This is a genomic window from Dyadobacter sp., from assembly GCF_051859145.1.
Classification (GTDB): Bacteria; Bacteroidota; Bacteroidia; order Cytophagales; family Spirosomataceae; genus Dyadobacter.
This window is the reverse complement of sequence record NZ_JBHYGF010000474.1, coordinates 1-2,721: the sequence shown is the minus strand read 5'-3', so window position 1 is coordinate 2,721 and position 2,721 is coordinate 1. Positions and strand designations below refer to the sequence as shown.

The window sequence follows — 2,721 nt, the reverse complement described above, 5'->3', positions numbered from 1 at the left end:
ACGTAAGTGTGGGCATTGACCGTTCCAATAAAGGAACTACCACCGACGAGGATGGAAACTACGTGATTACCGACGTCAAGCCCGGCAGCTACACTTTGAAGGTTTCGTTCGTAGGTCTGCAAAGCCAGGAGCAGGCTGTGACAGTAGCAGCCCGCGAGAAAGCGCAGCAGGATTTTACATTAACCGAAAGTGCCTCTCAGCTCAATGAAGTGATTATCACAGGGGGCGCCAGCTCCAACAGGCCCGTGTCACTCGGCAAAGCGGATATCCGTCCGCTCGACTTGCCGCAGAGTGCAGGTGTGATCCAGAGCAAAGTGATTGCCGATCAGCAGGCAGTGCGCCTGGGTGACGTGGTGAAAAATGTAAGCGGCGTTTCGCTGACACAGTCGCGCGGCGGGGTAGCCGAAACTTTCTCTGCGCGTGGTTACAGCATTGGTATCGCAGGTTCAGGAGGCAGTATTTTCAAGAATGGGGTTATTTCAAATACGCAGGGTTTTCCCGACGCAAGTACATTGGAAGCAATCGAGGTTTTGAAAGGAAGTTCTGCATTGCTTTATGGAAATGTTTCGGGTGGGGTGATTATCAATATGGTTACTAAAAAGCCTGTTTTCGACTGGGGTGGACAGGTTTCCATGCTATTCGGCAGCTATAATCAGTACAAGCCGACTGTTGATGTTTACGGTCCGATTACAAAAAAGCTGGCATTCCGCGTAATTGGTACGCACGAAAATGCAAAGAGCTACCGCGACGTAGTGAAGACAAACCGTACTTACGTGAACCCTTCGCTTTTGTACAAAATCAGTGATAAAACGGACGTGCTCCTGCAAGTGGATTACCTGAAATCCAACCTGGTACCCGATGCCGGAGTAGGTATCCCGAACGCGCGCATTACCGTAACCGAAGTGCCCGATGCGCCGCGCTCCCGCTTTATTTATCCTAAATGGGCATTTAACAATACCGAACAAAAAGCAGCTTACCTGACGATCAACCACCGTTTTAACGAAAGCTGGAAGCTGACTGCGATCGGATCGGTGCAGGATACGAAAGTGGATGGTTTTGGCGTGGGTGTTCCTACGAGCGTTGCGGCAAATGGCGACTGGAACCGCTCACTCAGCGCAGTGAAGTCAGGTGAAAACGACTACACCGGCCAGCTTAACCTGAATGGAAATTTCAAAACAGCGAGCATCCAGCATCAACTGCTGGTAGGAGCAGATTTCACGCGCATTGTAACTGAAAACAATACTTTCAAATACACCTCGGCGACTGGGGTAATAGGTACTGCCTACGACAAGATCAATATTTACGATCCGGCCACTTTCAATGTACGCACGGATATTCCGACCGTTACCGACACAGCCAGAACCACCACACCGCAAAACAGACTTGGTATTTACGTGCAGGACCTAATCAGTCTGACTACCAAATTCAAAGTGCTGGCGGGTGTGCGGTGGTCGCACCAGAAAGCTTTCCAGACCACGATTTTCAACCAGGAAAAACAGCAGGAGCGCAGAGGAACAGCAGCTGACAAGAAAGACAATGCATTTTCTCCCAAACTGGCATTGATTTACCAGCCAGTGCAAACCAGCTCCATTTACGCAAGCTATACCAACAATTTTACGATCAACTCGGGTACCGATATTTACGGAAACAACCTCGATCCGTCGATTATTAACCAATATGAACTAGGGTTGAAAAACGAATTCCTGAATGGACGTTTGGCGGCGAATGTGAGCGTATACCGCATTCAAAACAGCAACTTCGCACAAACCGCGCTTTTTGACCAAAACGGAAACCCGAACACCAACAGCAGCATCCGCGAGCTGAACGGACAAACGACCAGCGACGGGTTTGAAGTAGATTTCAATGGAACACTTTCACGTAACTTCTACTTCCTGGCGGGTTACGGATACAATTTCATGCGATATACCAATACAACCGGCGCAGTAGGTTCGCAGGTGGAAGGCGAGCGTTTGATCAATAACCCGGCGCACACTGCCAACGGATCGATCTTTTACACATTTGATAAAGTTGTAAAAGGGCTTAAACTTGGCGCATCGGCATTTTACACAGGCCAGAGAATGGGTGGTAACAACAACGTGGTAGGTCGTGACGGCGGCTTGAACAACACAGCGGCCAACCAGAATTCCTACAATGCACAGGTACCATTGAAAGGTTTCGCGACTGTGGATCTTTCGGCGGGTTACAGCCTGCGCGGGGTTTCGTTGCTGGTGAAGGTTTCCAACATTTGCAACGAGCTGAACTACATTGTTCACGACCGTTATAGCATTAACCCGATCCCGCCGCGTATGTTCGCTGCGACATTATCATATCGGTTCTAAGTTTTTTTCGCAGTTTTGGCCGGAAGAGGATATGTTCTCTTCCGGTTTTTTTGTTTTAAATGAGGTTTAAAAACCTTGACGTACCTGCCTCATGAAAATCTTCTGCATACTTTTCTTATCGTTAATCACACTTACAACCCAGGCGCAGGTACTCCGGAAAAGGACCACGATGCTGATGGGCGGGAGGTTTGACATCACGATTGTAGCGAAAGATTCAGCAGAAGCGGAGTTGAACATTGACACAGTAATCGCCGAGATTTCCCGGATAGAAAACCTCATTTCCGACTGGAAGCCCACCTCGCAGGTTTCACAGGTGAATGCAAATGCAGGTATCCGGCCGGTGAAAGTGGATGCAGAAGTTTTTGAGTTGGCGGAAAGGGCA

General features: G+C 49.0%; 2 protein-coding genes. Both read left to right on the top strand.

Translation table 11 applies throughout. The features are described 5' to 3' along the window. Nucleotides 1-2,339: TonB-dependent siderophore receptor (locus ACTIE6_RS22240; protein ID WP_439558721.1), on the top strand; the 2,339-nt coding region annotated here is incomplete at its 5' end. Nucleotides 2,340-2,430: 91 nt separating this feature from the next. Continuing rightward, the coding region (locus ACTIE6_RS22235) for an FAD:protein FMN transferase (RefSeq protein ID WP_439558720.1) at nt 2,431-2,721 on the top strand (291 nt) is incomplete at its 3' end.